This is a genomic window from Pseudomonas sp. 51_B (assembly GCF_017491595.1).
Classification (GTDB): Bacteria; Pseudomonadota; Gammaproteobacteria; order Pseudomonadales; family Pseudomonadaceae; genus Aquipseudomonas; species Aquipseudomonas promysalinigenes.
The window spans coordinates 63680-83849 of the sequence record NZ_JAFGYW010000009.1 but is presented as its reverse complement, the minus strand read 5'-3'; the positions used below and the strand labels follow the sequence as shown (position 1 = coordinate 83849).

The 20170-nt window shown below is 62.2% G+C and carries 22 protein-coding genes; 8 read left to right on the top strand and 14 right to left on the bottom strand.

What is annotated here, in order from left to right; genetic code table 11:
• The first annotated feature begins 114 nt into the window (after positions 1-114).
• Together J5M56_RS12730 and J5M56_RS12725 are read left to right on the top strand one after the other, a co-directional pair.
• Positions 115-1062 carry a LysR family transcriptional regulator gene (locus tag J5M56_RS12730; protein WP_060478959.1) on the top strand — a complete coding sequence of 316 codons (948 nt, stop codon included), beginning with the start codon at positions 115-117 and terminating at the stop codon, positions 1060-1062.
• A gap of 79 nt (positions 1063-1141) precedes the next feature.
• The gene (locus tag J5M56_RS12725) at positions 1142-2116 is read left to right on the top strand and encodes a D-glycerate dehydrogenase (protein WP_207937059.1); all 975 of its coding nucleotides are present in this window, start codon (positions 1142-1144) and stop codon (positions 2114-2116) included.
• 50 nt (positions 2117-2166) lie between these two features.
• Here J5M56_RS12725 and J5M56_RS12720 read toward each other — a convergent pair whose 3' ends face one another.
• Positions 2167-3084 carry a DMT family transporter gene (locus J5M56_RS12720; protein ID WP_207937057.1) on the bottom strand — a complete coding sequence of 306 codons (918 nt, stop codon included), beginning with the start codon at positions 3082-3084 and terminating at the stop codon, positions 2167-2169.
• Between the two features lie 183 nt (positions 3085-3267).
• Between J5M56_RS12720 and J5M56_RS12715 the strand changes: the two genes are divergently transcribed.
• A complete protein-coding gene (locus J5M56_RS12715; protein ID WP_060478955.1) occupies positions 3268-4143 on the top strand; it encodes an AraC family transcriptional regulator in 876 nt (291 codons plus the stop codon).
• A gap of 34 nt (positions 4144-4177) precedes the next feature.
• Here J5M56_RS12715 and J5M56_RS12710 read toward each other — a convergent pair whose 3' ends face one another.
• The 6 genes from J5M56_RS12710 to J5M56_RS12685 form a co-directional block, all read right to left on the bottom strand.
• Positions 4178-6568, bottom strand: coding sequence for a TonB-dependent receptor (locus tag J5M56_RS12710; RefSeq protein WP_207937055.1), 2391 nt, complete (start codon positions 6566-6568; stop codon positions 4178-4180).
• A gap of 102 nt (positions 6569-6670) precedes the next feature.
• A complete protein-coding gene (locus J5M56_RS12705) occupies positions 6671-7651 on the bottom strand; it encodes a FecR domain-containing protein (RefSeq protein ID WP_186477442.1) in 981 nt (326 codons plus the stop codon).
• The gene (locus tag J5M56_RS12700) at positions 7648-8199 is read right to left on the bottom strand and encodes an RNA polymerase sigma factor (RefSeq protein ID WP_207937053.1); all 552 of its coding nucleotides are present in this window, start codon (positions 8197-8199) and stop codon (positions 7648-7650) included. The genes J5M56_RS12705 and J5M56_RS12700 overlap by 4 nt, the downstream gene beginning before the upstream one ends.
• Positions 8200-8203: 4 nt before the next feature.
• Positions 8204-8530, bottom strand: a complete 327-nt coding sequence (locus J5M56_RS12695; protein ID WP_207937052.1) for a DUF3325 domain-containing protein — start codon at positions 8528-8530, stop codon at positions 8204-8206.
• Complete coding sequence (locus tag J5M56_RS12690; RefSeq protein ID WP_207937051.1) at positions 8530-10101, bottom strand: PepSY-associated TM helix domain-containing protein; 1572 nt, start codon at positions 10099-10101, stop codon at positions 8530-8532. The genes J5M56_RS12695 and J5M56_RS12690 overlap by 1 nt, the downstream gene beginning before the upstream one ends.
• Positions 10098-10400 carry a DUF3649 domain-containing protein gene (locus J5M56_RS12685; protein ID WP_186477438.1) on the bottom strand — a complete coding sequence of 101 codons (303 nt, stop codon included), beginning with the start codon at positions 10398-10400 and terminating at the stop codon, positions 10098-10100. The genes J5M56_RS12690 and J5M56_RS12685 overlap by 4 nt, the downstream gene beginning before the upstream one ends.
• Positions 10401-10632: 232 nt before the next feature.
• On the opposite strand from J5M56_RS12685, the gene J5M56_RS12680 reads away from it, so the two are divergent.
• Together J5M56_RS12680 and J5M56_RS12675 are read left to right on the top strand one after the other, a co-directional pair.
• Positions 10633-10980, top strand: coding sequence for an HPF/RaiA family ribosome-associated protein (locus J5M56_RS12680; RefSeq protein ID WP_060478948.1), 348 nt, complete (start codon positions 10633-10635; stop codon positions 10978-10980).
• 125 nt (positions 10981-11105) lie between these two features.
• Entirely contained in the window at positions 11106-11408 is a 303-nt protein-coding gene (locus J5M56_RS12675; protein WP_186477437.1) for a DUF3509 domain-containing protein, read from the top strand.
• A gap of 3 nt (positions 11409-11411) precedes the next feature.
• Here the strand turns inward: J5M56_RS12675 and J5M56_RS12670 are convergent, their stop codons facing one another.
• Both J5M56_RS12670 and J5M56_RS12665 read right to left on the bottom strand, forming a co-directional pair.
• Entirely contained in the window at positions 11412-11705 is a 294-nt protein-coding gene (locus tag J5M56_RS12670; RefSeq protein ID WP_207937050.1) for a hypothetical protein, read from the bottom strand.
• Between the two features lie 113 nt (positions 11706-11818).
• Positions 11819-12289, bottom strand: coding sequence for a phosphate-starvation-inducible PsiE family protein (locus J5M56_RS12665; protein ID WP_060478549.1), 471 nt, complete (start codon positions 12287-12289; stop codon positions 11819-11821).
• Positions 12290-12587: 298 nt separating this feature from the next.
• Here J5M56_RS12665 and J5M56_RS12660 point away from each other — a divergent pair, with 298 nt between their 5' ends.
• Positions 12588-12854, top strand: coding sequence for a YebG family protein (locus J5M56_RS12660; RefSeq protein ID WP_060478542.1), 267 nt, complete (start codon positions 12588-12590; stop codon positions 12852-12854).
• 6 nt (positions 12855-12860) lie between these two features.
• On the opposite strand, the gene J5M56_RS12655 is transcribed toward J5M56_RS12660, so the two are convergent.
• Positions 12861-13880: a Glu/Leu/Phe/Val dehydrogenase gene (locus J5M56_RS12655; protein WP_186477436.1), complete on the bottom strand. Its 1020-nt coding sequence runs from the start codon at positions 13878-13880 to the stop codon at positions 12861-12863.
• 123 nt (positions 13881-14003) lie between these two features.
• On the opposite strand from J5M56_RS12655, the gene J5M56_RS12650 reads away from it, so the two are divergent.
• A complete protein-coding gene (locus tag J5M56_RS12650) occupies positions 14004-14810 on the top strand; it encodes a tetratricopeptide repeat protein (protein ID WP_060478540.1) in 807 nt (268 codons plus the stop codon).
• Here J5M56_RS12650 and maiA read toward each other — a convergent pair.
• The 3 genes from maiA to hmgA are packed head-to-tail and all read right to left on the bottom strand — an operon-like array spanning position 14804 to position 18045.
• Positions 14804-15436: a maleylacetoacetate isomerase gene (gene maiA / locus J5M56_RS12645; RefSeq protein ID WP_207937049.1), complete on the bottom strand. Its 633-nt coding sequence runs from the start codon at positions 15434-15436 to the stop codon at positions 14804-14806. The genes J5M56_RS12650 and maiA overlap by 7 nt on opposite strands.
• An 11-nt stretch (positions 15437-15447) precedes the next feature.
• The gene (gene fahA, locus J5M56_RS12640; RefSeq protein ID WP_207937048.1) at positions 15448-16740 is read right to left on the bottom strand and encodes a fumarylacetoacetase; all 1293 of its coding nucleotides are present in this window, start codon (positions 16738-16740) and stop codon (positions 15448-15450) included.
• 3 nt (positions 16741-16743) lie between these two features.
• A complete protein-coding gene (gene hmgA, locus J5M56_RS12635; protein ID WP_207937046.1) occupies positions 16744-18045 on the bottom strand; it encodes a homogentisate 1,2-dioxygenase in 1302 nt (433 codons plus the stop codon).
• Between the two features lie 114 nt (positions 18046-18159).
• Here hmgA and J5M56_RS12630 point away from each other — a divergent pair, with 114 nt between their 5' ends.
• The gene (locus tag J5M56_RS12630; protein ID WP_186477433.1) at positions 18160-18942 is read left to right on the top strand and encodes an IclR family transcriptional regulator; all 783 of its coding nucleotides are present in this window, start codon (positions 18160-18162) and stop codon (positions 18940-18942) included.
• 210 nt (positions 18943-19152) lie between these two features.
• Here J5M56_RS12630 and J5M56_RS12625 read toward each other — a convergent pair whose 3' ends face one another.
• Positions 19153-20055 carry an SDR family oxidoreductase gene (locus J5M56_RS12625; protein ID WP_186477432.1) on the bottom strand — a complete coding sequence of 301 codons (903 nt, stop codon included), beginning with the start codon at positions 20053-20055 and terminating at the stop codon, positions 19153-19155.
• Positions 20056-20170 lie beyond the last annotated feature (115 nt).

Sequence of the window (20170 nt, the reverse complement as noted above, 5' to 3'; positions counted from 1 at the left end):
AAGCGCACATTCCTGCGAATCTTTGTTACCGAAAAAGCGATAATCCGGCTTTGGTCGAAAGCACATTTACGTTACTTCGTGACACAATTTTGCCCTCTATCTTGAGAGTGACCCATGGACACCCTGCAAAACATGCGTGCTTTCAGTTGCGTAGCCCAGTTGGGCAGCTTCACGGCTGCTGCGGCGCAACTGGATACGACCACCGCGAACGTGTCGCGGGCGGTCTCCAACCTGGAAGCCCATCTGCAAACCCGTCTGCTTAACCGCACCACGCGGCGCATCGCCCTGACCGAGGCGGGCAAGCGATACCTGATGCGCTGCGAACAGATCCTTACCTACGTCGAAGAAGCCGAAGCCGAAGCCAGTGACGCCCATGCCCGGCCTGCCGGGCAACTGAAAGTGCATTCGATGACCGGTGTCGGTCAGCACTTCGTGGTCGATGCCATCGCCCGCTACCGTGAATCGCACCCGGACGTGACGTTCGACCTGACCATGGCCAACCGCGTGCCCGATCTGCTCGACGAGGGCTATGACGTGTCGATCGTGCTGGCCACCGAACTGCCGGACTCAGGCTTCGTTTCGCAGCGCCTGGGCATCACTTACAGCATCGTCTGCGCCTCACCCGACTACGTGGCCAAGCACGGCTTTGCGCACAAGCCGGCCGACCTGCTCAAGCACGCCTGCCTGCGCATGGTCAGCCCGGTAATCCCGCTGGAGAAATGGCTGTTCGACGGCCCGGAAGGCCAGGAACTGGTGAACATCACCAGCTCGCCGTTCCAGGTCAACTCGGCGGATGCGATGAAAACCGCGATCCGCAGCGGCATGGGCATGGGCGTGCTGCCGATCTACTCGGCAATCGACGGCCTGCGCGATGGCAGCCTGGTGCGGGTGATGCCTGAGTACCGTTTGCAAGAGCTGAACCTGTATGCCATCTACCCGTCGCGTCAGTACCTGGATGCCAAGATCAAGACATGGGTCGAATACCTGCGCAACTCGCTACCAGAAATTCTCGCAGCCCATGAAGCTGACCTGAAAACCCATGAACTGCTGATCGCCAACTAAAAAGCTGCTGCGCAGTGGCGGTGGACAATGGTAGGTTGCTAACCAATCAAGCCCAATCACCGCCCTGAGATGTCGCCCGATGAAAAAGACCGTACTGGCCTTCAGCCGCATCACGCCGGCCATGGCCGAGCACCTGCAGCAAGACTTCAATGTGATCGTGCCCAACCCCAAGCTCGGTGACATCAGCGCCCAGTTCAACGAAGCCCTGCCCGAAGCCCACGGCCTGATCGGGGCCGGACGCAAGCTTGGCCGCGCGCAGCTCGAAGGCGCGGGCAAGCTTGAGGTGGTGTCCAGTGTCTCGGTCGGCTACGACAATTATGACCTCGACTATTTCAACGAGCGCGGCATCGCCTTGACCAACACCCCCGACGTGCTCACCGAGAGCACCGCCGACCTGGGTTTCTCGTTGATCATGGGCTGCGCCAGGCGCACCGCCGAGCTCGATGCCTGGACCAAGGCGGGCAATTGGCAGGCCACGGTTGCGCCGACCCACTTTGGTAGCGATGTGCATGGCAAGACCTTGGGCATCGTCGGCCTGGGCAACATCGGCGCCGCCATCGCCCGCCGCGGCCACTTCGGCTTCAACATGCCGATCCTATATGCCGGCAACAGCCGCAAACCTGCCTTGGAGCAAGCGCTGGGTGCCCAGTACCGCAGCCTCGACCAGTTGCTGGCCGAAGCCGACTTCGTCTGCCTGGTGGTACCGCTGTCCGATGCCACACGCAAGCTGATCGGCGCCCGCGAACTGAAGCTGATGAAGCCGAGCGCATTTCTGATCAACATCGCCCGAGGCCCGGTAATCGACGAGGCGGCGCTGATCGAGGCACTGCAGAACGGCACCTTGCGTGGCGCTGGCCTGGATGTGTACGAAAAAGAACCACTCAGCGACTCACCGCTGTTCAAGCTGCCCAATGCGCTGACCTTGCCACATATCGGTTCGGCGACAGCCGAAACCCGACAGGCCATGGCCAACCGAGCGATGGAAAACCTGCGTGCGGCGTTGCTCGGTGAGCGGCCGCGGGATCTGGTGAACCCACAGGTGTGGAAGGGCTGACACCATCTACTGCCTGAACCGGACTACTTAGCGCAAAGGTGAGGCGTTTTTCAACGTTCTGCTCCCCTTGTGAGGCACCGAGCGGGCATGTGCACAGTAGCCCTGGCTTTGCGAAACACCAGCACATTCCCGGCCATCACCGCCAGCAGCCCAAACAGTGCTGGGGTTGTCCACTGATAGCCCTCGGCGAAGGCCGACACGTTCAGTGCAACCAGCGGGAACAGCACAGTGCAATAGGCTGCCCGCTCCGGTCCCATGCGCCCGACCAAGGTAAGGTAGGCGGTGAAGCCGATCACCGAGCCGGGGATGACCAGGTACAGCAGCGAGCCGACATAGCGAGCATCCCATTGCATGGCGAAGGGGATGCCCCTGGCCAGGCAGTACACCGCCAGCAGCGAGGCGCCGTACACCATACCCCAGGCGTTGGTGGTCATGGGTTTGAGCCCGGCCTTCTGCTGCAGGCTCGAAAGCATGTTGCCGGCCGAGAAGCACAGCGTGCCCAGCAGGGCCAGGCCCAGCCCGTAGAGGGTTTCGCGGCTGGCCTGGTGGTGGGAAAGCTCGGGCCAGAACAGCAGGCCCAACCCCACTAAACCCAGCGCACCACCACCGATCACGTTGCTGGCGATCTTCTGGCCGAAGAATAGCCGGGCATTCAGGGCATTCCACAAGGTGGCGGTCGAGAACACCACGGCGATCAAGCCACTGGCAACCCACTGGCTGGCCGTGAGAAAGCACATGAAGTTGACGCAGAACAGGCACACGCCCTGCGCGAGGCAGATAGCGTGGCCGCGCCGGCCCATCGGTTGCAGCCGGCGGGTGAGCAGGAGGATGACGAATAGGATCACGCCGGCCAGGGCGAAGCGGTAGACGATCGACACCGGGATGGCGACCACGCCCAATTGCAGCTTCAAGGCGATCCAGGTGGTACCCCAGATCAGCACGGTCAGCAGGTAGAGGGACAGGTTCATGGTGGCGGCTCCTTGGTCCTTTGGAAATCGATGCCCAGCGTTTCGCGGGTAACCCCGCTCTCACCAGGAGCCTCAGTATTCTTGCGACCGACGTTTGCCCGCTTGCACAAACTTGCGCTTTTGCGCCTGAGACAGCAGCCACCGCAGCGCAGGCGCAGTAGGATGAGCGCAAGAGGACAGACCATGACACCACTGAGCCAACTGCAAGTGTTCAACGCCATGCACGCCTCGCCCAACGCCCGGCTGGAGCTGAGCGCGCACCTGGGCGATGGGCTGGCGGCGGCGTTGTGGAGCAACCGCGACGACGCACGCGACTATCAGGCACCGAGCCATCACACCCTGTCGTGCTACATCGCCGATGGCACCGGCACCTTCCGTCGCCAGCGCCCTGCCGACAAGGGTGCGCCGGACAAACTGTGCATCATGCCGGCCGGGCACGAGTCCAACTGGGTCGTCAACGGCGCCATCCGCCTGGCGCACCTGTATATCAGCGAGGCGCAGTTCGCCTTGGGCTGCGTGCGCCTGCTCGACCGCGAACCACGGGAACTGCAACTGCAGGAGGCGACCTTCCTCGATGACCCCCAGCAATCGCTGCGTTTTCGCCATTTGATCACCCTGGCTTGGGATGAACCGGCCGAGCGTCTGCTAGCCAGCAGCCTGGCCCATGACATCGTCGATCATGCCGTGCTCAGCCAGGTTGGCCTGCGCCGCGGGTTACGGCTCAAAGGCGGGTTGGCACCTAGCCTGCGTCGGCAACTGGTGGACTACATCGAGGCGCACCTGGAGCAACCGATCACCCTGGGCGAACTGGCCCTGCGCAGTAACTTGTCCGAATACCACTTTGCGCGAATGTTCCGCACAAGTTTCGGCCTGCCGCCGCATCAGTACCTGCTGGCGCGGCGACTGCATCGCGCTTGCCAGCTACTGCGCCTGGGCGACTTGCCATTGGGTCAGGTGGCGCTGTTGTGCGGGTTCGCCAGCGCCAGCCATTTCAGCAACCGCTTCCGCCAGGCCATGGGCGCCTCCCCTGGCGAGTACCGCTGCGCCGTCCGTGGCTGAGTGCGAGCATCGGCTCCACCTGGCTGCCCAGCCTTCAGAATTCGAAGGTGCTGGACACGCTCACCTGTCGCGCATCGCCGAGGGCGACGAAGTACTGGTTCACCGCTGAGCTGTAATACACCTTGTCGAAAAGGTTCTTCACGTTCAGTTGCAGGCGAACGTTGTGTTCGTCCAGCCTGGTCTCGTAAGTGGCGAACGCATCGGCCACGGTATAGCTGGGCAGGTCGAAGGTGTTGGTCGAGTTGCCTGGCCGCTCACCGACATACCGCGCCCCGGCCCCAAAACGCAGGCGATCGCCACCAAACAGGCTGCCAAAGTCATACACCGCCGACAACGAACCGCTGTGGCGGGCCACGTTCTGCAGGCGGTTCCCTTCGATGTCCGGGTCCTTGGTGACCTTGGCGTCGGTGTACGCGTAGCTGCCGATCAGGCTCCAGCGCTCGCTGAGCTGGCCGGTGAGGTCGAGTTCGACACCCCGCGAGTTGACTTCGCCAGCGTTGCTGTAAAGCGTCTCGCCGCTGGCACTGTCGAAGTTGGAAACCAGCACGTTGCGCTTGGTGATATCGAACAGTGCCAATGTGCCGGTCAGGCTGCCGGGCATGTCGAGCTTGGCACCCAGCTCCCAGGACTTGCCCTCTTCCGGTGCCACCGACGAATCCAGTACCACGCCGCCAGTCAGCGGGGCGATGCTGGAGTTGGGCTTGAACGACTCGCTGTAGCTGCCATAGAACGACAGCTGGTCGTCGACCTTGTAGACGATGCCGGCATGGGGTACCCAAGCCTGGCCATTGGTGTCGGTGTTCGCCTTGAACGGGCGGCCGCGGCCGGCGTACTGGTCGTATTGCTGATAGCGCGCCCCGGCGACCAGAATCCAGTGCTCGTCCAAGTGCAGCGCGTCCTGCACGAACAAGGCGTCGGTGCGCAGCTTGTCGGTCTGGTCGCTATCGCTGGCACGCACCGTGGTGCCCTCCACTTCCTGGCCATATACCGGGTTGAGGTAGCTGAACGTGGACCTGGCGCTCTGGCGGATCAGGTCGCCGCGAAAGATTTTGCGGTCCTCGTGGTCGACGCCGAACATCAGGTCGTTCTGCAGGCCGGCCAAGGTGGCCGTGCCATTGAGGCTCAGGGTGGCGAACTGGTCGCGGCTCATGGCGTTGTGCGTGCCATCGATACTGCGGGTCAGGGTGCCCTTGGCTTCGTTGATGCCAGTAATGCGAACCTGGCTGGCATCGTAGGTCTCGCGGTTGAAGCTGTAACCGAAATGTAGCTTCCAGTCATCGGCCAGCTGATGGTCGACTTCCAAGCGATAGAGGTCGGACCTCCCTTGCATGTCGTTGAATGGCTCGTCCAGCCGCCGGGTAGCGGGTATGTTCAAGGGGTGGCCGTTGCTGCCGAATGCCGTGCCGCGGTCGAACGGGGAGGTGAACTCGCGGTGCTCGTAAGCCAGCACCACTTGGGTATCTTCACCGAGCCAGGCCAGCGACGGCGCCACCAGCGACTCGCGGTGCACGCCATAGTTACGCCAGTAGTCCTCGTCCTCGTGATCGACGATCAGCCGATAGGCGAAGTTGCTGTCGCCTAGCGCACCGGTGCTGTCCAGGCCACCGCCGCTGCCATTCTTGCCGCTGCCGTAGGTCGAGCCACGCACGCTCAACGCGTTGTATTGCTGCAGTTGCGGGCGTTTGCTGACCACGTTGATGACCCCGCCAGGGTCTTGTATGCCGTACAGCAAGGAAGCTGGGCCCTTGAGCACTTCTACCCGCTCGGTGCTGGCATTGAGGCTGCGGCCCTGCACCACCGGCATGCCGTCGCGCATGATCGAGCCATCACGGTTGTCGCCGAAACCGCGCTTCATCACGGTGTCGGCAGTGCCCCCGAAGTTGTTGCCCTGGGTGATACCGCTGACGTTGGCCAGCGCATCGTCCAAATTGCGCGGTGCCTGGTCGCGAATGACCTGCGCGGGCACTACGTTGATCGCCTGGGGGATGTCCTGGGACGGCCCTTGGCCGCGCATGATCGATGGGCTGGCCGGCGGCTGATAGCTGTAGCTGTCCATCTGCGAAGTCACCGTGGTGGCTTGCAAGTTGAGGGCGCCAGCGCTGGCCACAGGTTCGAGCGTCAAGGTGCGGGCGTCGAGGCGGCGCCAGGTCAGCCCGCTGCCGCCCAATAGCTGTTGCAAAGCTTGCTCGGCACTGAACGAGCCGTTGAGCGCCGGAGCCTGCACATTGGGCAGCTCAAGGGTGTAGACCACGCTTTGCCCGGTGGCACGGCTGAAGGCATTCAAGGCTTGAGCCAGGGGTTGGCTAGGCTGGGCGAACCCATGCAGCTGGAGTTGTTCGGCAGCTGCCAGGCCAGGGGCAGCAAGGGTGGCCGAGCACGCTGCAAGGCCAAGCCAGAGGGGAACGCAACGAGGGGTGAAGTTCATGGACGCTGACCTGTGAGAGGGCTATTACTGCGAATCAATCGCACTTTCACTCATTACACGGATGCCGCCTCTGATTACCTCACCGGTATTTGAAAATTTTTCTCAGCGGATCACGGTCAGCCGGCCAAGCAACGTCCTGCGCTCGAAGCCCAGCAGTTTGGCCAGCGAGTCGAGGGCGGCCAGTGGTTGATCGGCAGGGAAGCTGCCGCTGACCCTGCGCTGCCCCAACTCCGCGTTCAGCACAACGATGCGGCCAGGGTAATAGCGGCCCAGGTCAGCCACCACCTGGGCCAGCGGCACCTGGTAGTAGCTCAACCAGCCCTGGCGCCAGGCCAGGCGGCTATCACTGTCAACGCGCGCGATATCACCGCTTAGCCCGTTGCTGTAAGCCAACTGTTGATTGGCCGTGAGCACCTTGCTCGCCTCGCCTGGCTTGGCAACCACCGCCACCCGCCCGTTGCGCACCGTAACCTGGGCGCCCTGCCCTTGCTCGCGCACCTCGAACTGCGTACCCAACACCCGCACCTCACCGCCTGCGGCCTGCACCACGAAGGGTTGCCCGGTATGGGTCACCTGGAAGAACGCTGCGCCCTGCAGCAGGCGCACACGGCGTTCGCCTTGTTCAAAGTCGACGGCGATGGCGCTATGGGCGTCCAAGGTCACCTGTGACTGGTCCGCCAGGGTTACCTGGGCCAGCGCATCATCGCTGCTGTAGTCCGCCTGCAGGTTCAGCCACCAGTCAGTCGGCCGCCAGCCGCCGGCCACACTAATGGCCAGCACCAGGCAAGCGGCGGCCAGCGCTGCACCGGCACGGCGCCAACGGCCTTTGTCGCGGGGCTTGGCCATGGCCTGCAAATAGTGCTGCAAGTCTGCCTGCTCCAGCGCGGCCAAGCGGGCCGCCGGCGCCTCGCACAGTTGCCACAACGTTTGGGCTTGTGCATAGGCCTGCCGATGGCTGGGATTGGCCAGCAACCAGCGCTTGAAAGGCGCACTGCTAGCTACTGCGGGCTGCTCGTTGATGCGGATCAGCCACTGCAAGGCCGCCTCGGACACGGTGGCGGTGGTCTGCTGCGGGTCGCTCATCGGCGGGCGCTCCCTGGCCTGCGAATAAAGGTCGCGGGCTCGGCAATACTAGCCTTGCACGCCTCTAGGGCGCGCATCATATGCTTTTCCACGGCGCTCTGGGAAAGCTGCATGGCCTTGGCGATTTCGCCGTAGGTGCAGCCGTGTATGCGGTTGAGCAGAAATATTTGCCGAGTACGCTCAGGCAGGGCTCGCAGCGCGGTTTCGATGCGCTGCAGATCATGATCGACTTCCAGGGCGTGTTCCGGGGCCTGAGGCTGCGCAGCTTCATCCCCCGCTAGCGAGGCTTCGGCGACACGCTCGCGGCTACCTTCACTGCGCAAATGATCGATGGCCAGGTTGCCGGCACAACGCAACAAGTAGGTATCGAGCGCCTGGGCTTTGACCTCGGGCCGTCGCCACAAGCGCAGGAACAGTTCCTGAACCAGGTCGGACGCCGTGGCACGGCAACCGACCCGGCGGTTGACCATGGCTTCCATGCGCGCACGCTGGGCCAGAAACACCTGTAGGAAACGTGCACGGGCGCCGTCGTTGTCAGAATCGGTCACGGCATCACCCGTTCAACAGCGCCAACAGCGGCCCGAGCACCAGGCTGACAGCTGCCAGGCCGAGCAGCAACCGCGGTCGATAGGGTAGACCGAACACCCACACGGTGACTCCCGCCATCAGGCAAGCGACCCATTCCACCAGACCATGGGCCCAGCCTCGCCCATGAACGGCAAGCGCCAACGATACTGTCAGCAACGACCACCCGACGATTCGCAACACGCGCAGCTTGAATGCCGAGGGTTTACGCACCAGCAGCGCGCTGAAGTGTTTTTCCATCGCCAGGCACAGGGCAGCGAAGCCGGCGAAACCGATCAGGGCAAAACTGAGCATCACTTGACCTCGACCATCGCGGGCGAAACTTTGGCCACCTTCGCCGCGCGTTGGCTAGCAGGCTTCGCAGGGCGCAGCATTCTGCTCGCAGCCCAGGCAAGGAATACCCCGCAGGCCAGGGCGGTGAGGTCGAACCCGGCCATGGCCCAGTCACCGGCCGGGACCGAGGCGTTGAGGCCTTGGCCAGTACTCAGGGCATTGAGCGCCGGCAACAGCGCAAAGGCTGCTGCGCCCACTGCCAACTGCTCGCCCCAGGCCTTGCGGCCCGGCCGCAGCACGGCATGCGCCAACGCCGCCAGCCAGATCATGAAGAAGGTATTGATCTCCCAGTCTGCCCGCCCTGGCAGCGTCACCGGCAGCAGCCGATTGGCCCAGAAGTATCCCGCCACCGCCACGACCAGCCCACTCATGCTGGCGATGTTGAGCACCTCGACCAGGCGCAGCTCACCCGGCAGGCGTTGAGCCTTGGCATGCTTGAGCTGGCGCTTGCCCAGCCACATCACCAGGCCCGTGCCAATCACCGCTGTGCCGGCAAGCCCGAAAGCAAAGTACAGCCAGCGTAGCCAGGGCCCAGCGTAGTTACCCATGTGCAGACCGGCGAAGCTGAATGCGGTCATCATCGCACCGCTTTCAGGCGCACCCTGGCTCAGCAGCTCGCCGGTGGCACCGTCGAAGGTCCAGTTGGCGCTGCGCCTGTAGGGAACGCTGTCAGCCGAGGACTGGGTGAACGTTACCCTGGCATTGCGATCCCCGGCGTTCTGCACCTGGATGAACCCCATGTGGGCACCGGGCGCCTGCGTCTGCACCTTGGCATACAGGCTTGCCAGCGGCACCAGCGGTGTGGCGACGTTGACTACCTGGGGAGGGTCGTCGCGGCCGAAAAGGTCATTGAAGTAGCCGCTGCTACTGCCATAACTGGCCATGATGCTTGCGGGCATGACCAGGTACATGAACAGCACCAGGCTGCTGTAGCTGATCATCAGGTGAAACGGCAGCACCAGCACGCCGATGGCGTTGTGCCCGTCCAGCCACGTGCGCTGCCCTTTGCCAGGGCGGAACGTGAAAAACTCTTTGAAGATCTTCTTGTGGGTGATGATCCCGGTCACCAGCCCCAGCAGCATGATGAAGGCGCACAACGTCGACAGCCAGCGGCCCCAGGGATAGGGCATCTGCAGCTCGAAATGGAAACGATAGAAGAACTCGCCGCCACGGCTGTCGCGCGCCTGTACTGGCTGCCCGGTCTGGGCGTCGAGGGTTTTCCTGACAAACCCTCGGCGCCCACCCTCGGGGTCACGCCAACCCACGGTCAAACCCGCATCTCGCTCGCTGGGCAGGCGGATCATCCAAGTGCTCGAATGCGCGCCATTGTGCTCCAGGTATTGCTGGGCCAGACTCAGGCTGGCCTGCGCGTCGAGGGCATGGCGGCGTACTTCCGGCTGCATCCAGTGACTGACTTCTTCCTTGAAGTACGACAAGGTGCCAGTGAGGAATATGGCAAACAGCAGCCAGCCAAATATCAGCCCGGTCCAGGTGTGAAGCCAGGCCATTGCCTGGCGCAAACCTTCCTTCATGGCTGTTGCATCCAATAGGCAAAGCCGCCGAGCAGGCCCAGCAGCACGCTCGGCAGCAGTACACCGAGCCAGGCACGCCAGGCACTGCGGCAGGCGAAACAGCCGATGAAGGCCAATACATAGATGACGAACGAGAGCATCAAACCGGTCAGCGTGGCATCGACCTGAGGCAACGGCAGCAGCAGCGCAAGGCAGATACTGAACAACGATGCCAGCACGTAGCCACCCAGCAACGCGGCCAGGCTGCGTGAGACCACAGCCAGGCGATAGCTCAGAGGAAGTCCGGCAGAGCGCTTCATGGAAAGTGTCCGGAAATTGGGACTGCAATAATAATGATTTCAATTCTCATAAGCAAAGAATCGAAACCTTCCCTTGTCTGAAGGGCAATTTGCAACAGAAAATTTATTTTCCATAAGGGGTTGTAATCGCCGCGCGGTTGCCTGACCTTAGAGTCAAGAGGCGCAGAATTTCCAGGCCCCTCAAGGGCCTAGGCACGCCTCCCTGCGAGCAAGCTGAATAAGGATTGGAATCATGCAAATCCAGGTCAACAGCAGCAACCATATCGAAGGCAACATCCGTCTGAACGAGTGGGTCCGCAGTACGCTGGAAGCCAGCCTCGAACGCTTTGATGACGACCTCACCCGGATTGAGGTGCACCTGCGCGACGAGAACGGCGCCAAGCCCGGCCCGCATGACAAACGCTGCCAATTGGAGGCTCGCCCAAAAGGCCATCAGCCCATCTGCGTGACCCACACCGCTAACTCGCTCGACCAGGCGGTTGACGGTGCCGCCAGCAAGCTCACCCATGCGCTGGAACACTTCTACGGCAAACTGCGCAGCAAACGTGGCGTACTGGAGCTGAACGATCCTGACGCCTGACAGGCATCCGTAACGAAAAACGCCCGGCCTGAGCCGGGCGTTTTCATGTGCAGCGATCAAAGGCCCTGAACCAATTCGCGCAATGGCCGGTCAATTTTTGCAGTCATTCATTGTGGGCCTCGACCATGAACAACCCATTCGAACAGATCAGCGCCGCCTTCGCCCCGCAGTACCGGGTCAACCTGAGTATCGAGCGGTTGGACGGCAGCATCATGCTGACCCTTTCCGACGACGCTGGCGTGGTTGCCAAGCGCCTGATCAGCCAAGCTCAGCGCAATGACCCGGTGCGCCTGCAACGGGTCATCGACAGCATTCGCCTTGGGCTGGCGATCGAGCTGGGGCAGAACCCGTTACAGGTGCTCGCAGCCCTGACCCGTGACCCCCACCCGCAGGCGCGTCCGTTCACCGGAATCGGCGTGGCGAACTGACGCTTACCCCTGCTGCAGCAACTGGCCGATCTGCTTCTCCAGATCCCGTAGGCGTAAGGTCGCGACACGGTGAGCGCTGTCGAAGGTATCGGGCTGATGGAACAGGCCGAACAACCCTTGATCATAGGTCGGCTCCTCCCCTCGCTTGAGCCAGTACAACGACTCTTCGACCAGCGAGCGACTGTTGACCACTTTCAGGTCTATGACATCCGCCACTTCGGTGACATGCACCGCATAGGGGTCGAGCCCGAAGGCTTGCTTGAGGTGAGCATGCACAGCTTCGATATCCAGTTTCATGACAATCCCCGCTCGGCGTGATTGGTTCGCGACCCCGTGTCACGAATCCCGCAAAAACGCCGAGGAAGATTCAAGCGTGCCAGCGACCAGCGCTGGCCACAGATAACTAGCCCCTACTTGCTTTCCTCCACATCCTTGCCGTTGGCGTCCAGAGCCTTGGTCGAGGGGTAGCGGTACGACGCATAGCGCACTACCAAGATCGAAAACGCCAACAGCAGGATGCCACCGCAGACATACAGCAACCCCACATCAGGCGCCTTGTGGTGTGATACATCGCCAATCAGCAGCCGCGTCAGGGCTGTAATCGCTACGTAAAGCAAAAAGCGGATCGGCATGTGGTTGGTCTTGAAGTAGATCCCAACCATCGCTCCAAGCTCCAGGTAGATGAACAGCAGCAGAATGTCATCGACGCTGATCCCACCCTTGCCGAGCATGTCGAGAAAGGTCACCACCGCAGCATAGGCGGTGATGGCGCCGATGCCGAACAGTGCGAGGTAGTGGAACGCCTCCACACACAGGTTGCCCAGCGAGTCAGCCGAGCCATGCAGGCCCTTGCGTAGTTTCTCTGCCCATTTGATGTCCACGATGTCCGATTCCCCGATACGACTTTAAGGATGATGCGTCAGCTCTGTGACGCTTGTGCCATGCAGTTAAAGGGCCAGGCCCCAGGCTTGGAAGGCGACCGATTGCCGCAAGGCACGGGCGGCGCACGATTTTGGCAGCGCTACAATTTCCGGTTGCGAAATGATTGCTTTGCCATTACTGTATATCGATACAGTATTCAGTAACGGCAGCCTGCCTACTGCGCTGGATAGCCACTGAACCGCAAAGCCACGGGGCACATGCCCGCCCCTTTGGCGATCACTGACCGAGAGGCCTCGTATGGCTGTAGAGATTCTTTACCGCAGCACGCGCGATTTGGAGACCACGTTCTTGGACCGCAAACTCGCAGACGCCCATGACCAGATGCTGGAACTGGCCGAAGTGTTGACTCAAGTGCTGGTCAAGCATGTGCCAGGCCTGGACGAAAACATGGCCGAAGAGGCAAGCATCTTCATGGCCAAGAACAGGGCAGTATTCGCTGCTGCGTTCAAGAACAACGCCTCGGCATTGGCTGAACTGGATGGGTCGGACAAAACCGACGAGTAAGTAGCCCTACGGATAAAGCAGGCGCTCAGCGAGCATCTGCGCAACCCGTGCGGGCGAGCGCTTTTGCGCCTGGGCATGGCCAAATATCTCGGTCAGGCGCGCAGGTATGCCCGCCAAATGTGCAGTGATGGTGCTCAGGGCTTCTCCCTGATGCTTGAGGGCGACATAAATCAGCCCTCCGGCATTTATCACGTAGTCGGGGGCATACAGGATGCCTCGTGTTTCCAGCTGATCAGCTACTTGCAACGTGGTCAGCTGGTTGTTCGCCGCACCTGCCACTGCAGCGCAGCGCAACTGCATCACCGTTTGCCCATTGAGCACCGGCCCCACACCGCAGGGCGCAAAAATATCGCAGGGTGTACTGATCAAGGCGTCGTGGGTTACCGGGTGCGCGTCGAACTGCTCCACCGCAAGGCGCACCCGGCCTGGGTCCAGGTCGCTGACCAGCAATTCCGCCCCCGCCGCGTGCAGTTGCTCGGCCAGGGCATAACCGACGTTGCCCAACCCCTGAACCGCCACTCGCAGTCCTTCGAGGTTACTGCTGCCAAGGCGTGCCTGAGACGTGGCGCGTATACCGGCAAACACTCCGAGCGCCGCCTGCGCAGAAGGGTCCCCGCAAGCTGTGGTGCTGGTGACGTGTGGGGTGCTCTGGGCGATGCAGTCCATGTCTTGTGTGGAAGTGCCACTGTCCACGGCCACGATGAAACGCCCTTGCAAGGTGTCGACGAAGCGGCCGAAGGCCTCGAACAGCGCCGCGCGGTTTTCCACATGAGGGTTGCGCAAGACCACCGCCTTGCCGCCACCCAACGACAACCCGGCCAGGGCCGCCTTGTAGCTCATGCCCTGGGCCAGGCGAACGGCGTCGGCCATGGCGCTTTCGTCATCGGCATAGGGTAGATAGCGGCAGCCACCCAGCGCAGGGCCCAATTTCTCGCTGTGAATCGCCACGACGGCCTTGAGGCCGGTGGGCGGGTCGATGAACAGGTGCAGCGACTGGGTACGGGTGCTTTGCATCAGGGCGAACATCTACGGCTCCCCAACGAGGTGCTCATAGCAGTATAGGCACGCGTCAGAAATGGGCACTGCGAGCGGACCACTGGACGAATGCACGCGCCACGGCTAATACTCAAGCGTGAGTGGAGAACCCCCATGAACCCACGTCAAGCCTGCCTGGCCTGCCTGGAACGCGAGCCGGTCGCCCTGCTGGAAGCTGCCCTATGGATTGCTGCCGAGCATGATCGGCAGGTCGAGCCTGCCGCATGCCTGGCTGCATTGCGCAATGTCCAAGGGCAGATCAGCGCCAGTCTGCCCATGCTGCCACTATCGGAGCTCGCTCAACCGCTGCTGCGCCAGCTCAACGCGCTAGGCTTTCAACAAGACGAATACCACCCGATCCGCCCCCATGCGGCGTTGCTGGACAAAGTATTGCAGCGCAGACGCGGCCAACCGCTGGCGCTGGCGATCATTACCCTGGAACTGGCTCAGCGCTTGTCCATCCCCCTGGAGGGTGTGGCATTTCCGGGGCACTTTCTGCTACGGGTGCCGGGCGCCGACCACCTGCTCGACCCCTGTGGCGGCCGTCGCCTCTACACCAACGATTGCCGTGAGCTACTGGCGCGCCAGTTCGGCCCACAGATGCCATTGACAGCAGAGCACCTGCGCAGTGCCAGTGCGAAGCAGATGCTGCAGCGACTGTCACGCAACCTTCGCCAGTTGCATATCAGCAACGACAACCACTTGGCTGCGCTGGTGGATGCTGAGCGGGTGATGCAACTGGGCCCAGTGCAGGTCAGCGATTACATGACCCGTGCCACGCTCTATCAGCGGCTGGACTGCCCCCACGCCGAACGCTTCGACCTGGAGCATGCCCTGCTGCTGACCGAAGACCCCGTCCAGCGGCTGAAGCTGTCTGAACGGATCGCCAAGCTTCCGAGCGCCAAGCGCTCTATTCACTGAGCCGGGGTGTCCACCTGGCAGGCCGGATGCGCCTTGGCGAATGCCGGATGCTCTTTAGCAAGGCCGGCCACCCGGGCTATGCGCGGGTACGGGCTCAGGTCAATATTGAAGCGCTCGGCGGCATATAGCTGCGGTATCAAATAGACATCCGCCAGCCCCGGCTGGCTGCCGAAGCAATAGCCATGCTCGCCAATCAACTGCTCGACGGCGGCCAGACCGTGGCGGGTCCAGTGGGCGATCCACTGATGGACCTGCGTTTCATCATGACCCAACTGCCGAAGTTGATTGAGCACGCTGACATTGTGCAGCGGGTGCACATCGCAGGCGATGAGCGCCGCCACCCCACGTACTTTGGCGCGCATGTTGGCATCGGCCGGCAACAGTGCCGGCTGTGGATACGCCTCTTCCAGATACTCGATGATCGCTGGCGATTGCACCAGCAGCTCACCCTCGTCAGTGCGCAAAGCCGGCACCCGGCCTTGGGGGTTAACCGCAAGGTAGCCTGCCGCATGCTGCTCGCCCTTGAGCAAATTGACGGGCAAAGCCTGAAACTCCAGGCCCTTCAATGCCAGGGCTATGCGCACGCGGTAGGACGAAGTGGAACGGTAATAGGTATACAGCTCCATGGCCCACTCCCTCAGTTGGCCGCGATGATCTTGCCGCGGCATTCGCCGAAGCCGATGCTGCCTACACCATCACGCGAGCAGCGCGCACGCAGGATGATTTCGTCACCGTCTTCGAGGAAGGTGCGCTTCTCACCGCTGGCCAACTCCACTGGTTGCTTTCCACCGAGCGTGGTTTCCAGAAGGCTGCCATAAGCGTCGGGCGTGGCGCCGGACAGCGTGCCGGAGCCGAACAGGTCACCAGGCTGCAACTGGCAGCCGTTGACGCTGTGGTGGGCGATCAACTGCGCCACGGTCCAGTACATGTTCAAGGTGTTGCTCAAGGCCAGGCGGTGGGCCGGCAAGCCCTGCTCGCGCATGCGCTCGGTAAGCAGCAGCACTTCCAGCTCGATGTCGAAGGCCCCGCGCGCCTGGTCCTTGGGGTCGAGCAAATAAGGTAGTGGCTGCGGGTCGCCGTCCGGGCGGGCCGGCTGGGCGCAGCGGAAGGGCTCCAGCGCTTCGGCTGTGACTACCCACGGCGAAAGCGTGGTAATGAAGCTTTTGGACAGGAACGGGCCTAGGGGCTGGTATTCCCAAGCCTGAATGTCCCTGGCGGACCAGTCGTTGAGCAGGCACAGGCCAGCCAGGTGCTGATCGGCCTCTGCTATTGGGATGGCCTGGCCAATGTCATTGCCTTGGCCGATCCAGATGCCCAATTCCAACTCGTAGTCCAGGCGCGCGCAGGGGCCGAAGCGCGGTTCGGTCTCGCCAGCCGGCAAGGTCTGGCCTTTGGGGCGGCGTACGTCGGTGCCAGAGGGGCGCAAGGTGGAGGCGCGGCCATGGTAGCCAATCGGTACGTACTTGTAGTTGGGCAGCAAGGGGTTGTCCGGACGGAACAGCTTGCCGACGTTGGTGGCGTGCTGGATACCCACATAGAAATCGGTGTAGTCGCCAACCTTGGCCGGCAAGTGAAGCTGACACTCGCTGGCCGGATACAACGCCGCTTTCAGCGATTGTTGATGCTCGCAGTGCTCGCCCAGCAGCTCCAATAGACGCTCACGCAGTGCCACCCGTGCAGCGCGCCCAAGCGCGAAGAAAGCGTTCAGCGCGCCACCACGGGTCGCCTCCACCGCAACTTTGGCCTGGCCTGCAAGCAAGCCTGTGGCCAGCACGGCCTCCAGGTCGAGGATGGCATCGCCAATGGCGACGCCACAACGCAGCGCCTCACCCGGCCGGCTGAAGATACCCAGTGGCAGGTTCTGCAATGGGAAGTCGCGGTGCCCGTTGGCGTGCTCGACCCAGCTACGGGCAATGGCGGTCTGGTTCATCGGTTATCTCCGGTTCGGGTTGAAGGTGCTGGGCAAGCTAGCCCAGCAACTGTCGTAATCTGCCTGCAGGTGCGGGCTGTCGAGTGCCTGCAGGCTGGGGCGCAGCACTTGGCTGGTTTCGAACATGAATGCCATGGTGCTGTCGATCTTGTGCGGTGCCAGTTGCGCCGCAATGGCCTTTTCGCAGGTTTCGGCGTCCGGACCATGGGCGCTCATCACCCCATGCAGCGATGCGCCACCGGGCAGGAAGCCTTCGGCCTTGGCATCGTAGGCGCCGCTGATCAAGCCCATGAACTCATTCATCAGGTTTCGGTGGAACCATGGCGGGCGGAACGTGTTTTCGGCCACCATCCAGCGGGGCGGGAATATCACGAAATCCATATTGGCCATGCCGTGTACGCTGGTCGGCGATGTAAGTACGGTGAAGATCGACGGGTCCGGGTGATCGAAACTCACCGTGCCAATGGTATTGAAACGGCGCAGGTCGTATTTATACGGCACGTTGCTGCCGTGCCAGGCGACCACGTCCAGCGGCGAATGCTGCAGCTCGCAGCCCCAATGCTCACCAAGAAACTTCTGCACCAGCTGCACTGGCCCTGGGGCCTCTTCGTAGCGCGCCACCGGGGTGAGAAAGTCCCTGGGGTTGGCCAGGCCGTTGCTGCCAATCGGCCCCAGATCCGGCAGGCGCAGCGGTGCGCCATGGTTTTCGGCGATGTAACCGCGGGCCTGGCCATCGAGCAACTCGACACGGAATTTCATCCCGCGAGGCATCACGGCGATTTCCTGCGGCTCAATGTCCATCACCCCCAGTTCGGTAACAAGGCGCAGGCGGCCTTGCTCTGGTACCAACAGCAACTCGCCGTCCGCGTTGAAGAACACCCGCTGCATGGAGCGGTTGGCGCGGTAGAGGTAGATACTGACCCCCGCCGGCTTTTCGGCCACCGAATTGGCGGCCATTGGCAACCAGCCTTCGATGAAATCGGTAGGCTCGGTGGGTATCGGCTGAGGGTTCCAACGCAGACGGTTGGGCGTGACCGCCCCCAGCGGCCCCGACAGAGGCTGGCGCTCAAGGCGTTCGAAACGAGGGTGCAGCGCCGACGGGCGGATACGGTATAGCCAAGTGCGGCGCAGCTCGCTGCGGGGCATGGTGAACGCCGTGCCCGACAGCAGCTCGGCATACAAACCATAGGGGGCCTTTTGCGGGGAGTTCTGCCCGATCGGCAGTGCGCCGGGCAGTGCTTCGCTGGCAAATTCGTTGCCGAAACCGCTCAGGTACTGAAGGTCGGCGGACGTGTCGCGGTTCATCGATGCCTCCGGATTTTGTTTTTATCGTAATTTGATTACGAATAACGTAATTTGCTCCCTGCCAGGCGTCAAGCTATAAAGGCGCGACGCGAAACATCCGGAAGCTTCATACCCATGGCCAAAGCCAGCTCCAGCGCCGACAACGGCAAGCAGAAAGTCCGCTCGGCGGAAGTCGGCACCGATATCCTCAAGGCCCTTGCCGAACTCTCGCCGTCCACCTCGCTGTCACGCCTGGCAGAGCACGTGCAGATGCCGGCGAGCAAGGTGCATCGCTATCTGCAAGCACTGATCGCCAGCGGCTTCGCCGAGCAGGATGGCGCTACCAACCACTACGGTCTGGGGCGTGAAGCCTTGCGTGTGGGGTTGGCAGCGTTGGGCAGCATCGATGTGTTGAAGGTAGCGGCGCTGCCGCTGTCGCAATTGCGCGACGCGCTCAACGAAAGTTGCTTTCTTGCGGTATGGGGCAACCAAGGCGCCACTGTGGTTAGCATCGAGCCTGCCGTACGAGCGGTCACGGTGGTGACTCAAATTGGCTCGGTATTGCCGCTGCTCAGCTCTTCCACTGGCCTGGTGTTCGCCGCCCACCTACCCGAGCGTGAGACCGTGGAGTTGCGCGACCGCGAACTGGTGGCACTGCAGCAGAGCGCCTGCGTGTATGAGCCCTTGCTGGCAGGCATCCGCGAACGCGGCTTGCACCATGTGCACGGTCTGCTGATGCCTGGTGTGGATGCGTTGTCTGCGCCAGTGTTCAACGCCATGGGGCAGATCGCTGCGGTGATGACCGTGGTCGGGCCGACTTCAATTTTCCATGCCGATGAGAATGGCCCGGCAGCGCAGCGGCTACTGGCTGCCGCACGGGACACCAGCTGGCGCATGGGCTACGCGCCAGCGCCTTGAAACGACCCCCAGGCACTATTGCCCGAAACGTAAAGGTGAATGTCACAAGCGGCTATTTTTCCCGTCGGATCAAGCGCTTATTCTTGACGCACTGGCCGGCCTGAAGGGTTTTATCCCCCCGCTTTTCAGGCCCGCGAGGTTGCACGACGTAGATTTTGAAGCTCCTTGATCTAACGTCTCGATTGGCCGCTGCACGTGCAGCGGCTTTTTTTATTTTTGCAGGTTGGCCATCATCTGCTGCAACGACTGCAAGTTGTCTTGCGGGTGCACGGCGCCGGTGAAATCACCAATCTGCGCCCACTGCTGCGCGACCTGCTCTGGGGTGAAACCCTGCTCAGGGTCAAAGCCGACGCCCAGGCTACGCTCCCAGCGCACTTTACCTACCCAGCCGCCGCCCACTTCGAACAATTGCCCGCTGTCCTGGCACTGCTCGCTGCCCAGATACACCACCAAAGGGCTGATCAATTCAGGCCTGAGGCGCTCGAACAGCTCAGGGGGTATCAACCCCTCGGTCATGCGAGTGCCGCCAGTCGGCGCAATGGCATTGACCCGTATTGCGTGCTTGTGCCCCTCGATGGCCAGGGTGCGCGTCAGCCCATAAAGCCCCAGCTTGGCCATAGCGTAATTGGCCTGGCCGAAATTGCCGTAGATCCCCGAAGTCGATGCGGTAAAGATCACCCGCCCCCAGTTCTGCTCGCGCAGGTGCGGCCAGGCAGCCCGGGTGATCTTGTAGGCACCTTCGACGTGGACCTTGTACACCTGCTCCCAATCACTGTCGTCCATCTTGTGAAAAGCTTTGTCCCGCAGGATGCCTGCGTTGTTGACCAGCACATCGACCCGGCCGAAACAGTCCAGCGCCTGCTCGACGATACGCGCACCCTCGGTTACCGAATCATGATTGGCCACCGCCGTGCCGCCGGCTGCGCGGATTTGCGCCACCACCTGGTCGGCGGCAGAAGCGTTGGCGCCCTCCCCCTGGGCAGAGCCGCCCAGGTCGTTCACCACCACCCGGGCGCCACGCGCGGCAAACAGTAAGGCGTGGGCACGGCCCAGGCCACCGCCGGCGCCGGTCACGATCACTACACGCTCTTGCAGGCTCACCGGCTCATTCATGCTCATGGCTCCAGATCAGGTTGAAGGCATCGAGTCTCCGCCAGCACCTGGAGGCGGACAATCAAGCTCAACCTGGCTGAATGCCGGGCAATAAGGCGCGCCGATGATAGCCGGC